This window comes from Streptomyces flavofungini (assembly GCF_041028215.1).
Lineage (GTDB): Bacteria > Actinomycetota > Actinomycetes > Streptomycetales > Streptomycetaceae > Streptomyces > Streptomyces flavofungini_B.
Map to the genome: position 1 here is coordinate 1 of NZ_JASKYR010001294.1, position 1,062 is coordinate 1,062.

The window sequence follows — 1,062 nt, forward strand, 5'->3', positions numbered from 1 at the left end:
GACGCACGGCGACCGCGTGCTCTCCAGGCGGTGCAGGACGCCGAAGGGGCGGCGCTGGTCCTGACGTCCGACCCCACCCTGTGGGAGGAGACGAAGGACGCGCGGGCCAAGCTCGGCCCCGTCCTCCTCTACGACCCCTCACACCTCTGCGACACCCCGGCCCGTATGCACTGGTCGCCCACCTCCGGCTGCGAGGACAAGGCGACGGCGGCACAGCGCGCCGCCGCTCTCCTCGCCCCGATCCGGCCCGCCGCCCGCCTCGACGCCGCCGTCGCCGACACGGCGGAGCTGCTGCTCCGCAGCTTTCTGCACGCCGCCGCGGTGGGCGACAAGCCGATGAAGAACGTGCACCGCTGGGCGCAGGGCACCCAGGTCCAGGAGGCGGTACGCATCCTGCGGACCCACCCCAGGGCCACCTCGGGTGCCGCGGGCGAGCTGGAGGCCGCCCTCACCGCCTATCCGGAACGACGGGACATCGCCCAGGAGTTGACGGCCCGCGCCCTCTCCGCGCTCTTCACCGTCCACGTACGTGAATCGTGCACCCCAAACCGAACTGACGCGCTGACCCTGGATTCCTTTGTGCATGAAGGGGGCACGCTTTTTGTGGTGGGTGAGGCGATCGAGGATCCCAAGTCCCGCCAGGGCCCGGGTGCCATGCCGCTCCTCACGGCACTCGCCTCCAGCGTGGTCGAGCACGGCCGGCGCATGGCCGAACGGTCATCCTCCGGTCGGCTCGACCCACCAATGACGCTGGTCCTGGACGACGCCGCCGCGGTGGCCCCGCTGCCCCAGCTCCCGGAGCTGCTCCTGACCGGCGCCGAGCAGGGCCTGCCGACCCTGGCCCTGCTCCGCTCCCGCGAACAGGGCAGGGCCCGCTGGCCGGACAGCGAACTGCCGGTCGTCTAGGACACCGGTCCCCCCACGGAACGGCCCCGGCGAGCCCCACACGCCGCCCCGCGGACGCCTAGGGCTTCTTCAGCACCATCTCGTACTCCCACGAAGAGGGGTCGCCCGGCACCTGGGTGGCCCCTCCGCCGCGTATGAAACCGAACCGCAGATAGA

1 pseudogene is annotated in these 1,062 nt (G+C 72.1%); it reads left to right on the plus strand.

From position 1 onward, the window contains the following. Positions 1-906 (plus strand): annotated as a pseudogene (locus tag AB8Z36_RS40545) (type VI secretion protein); the annotation flags it as partial. Positions 907-1,062 lie beyond the last annotated feature (156 nt).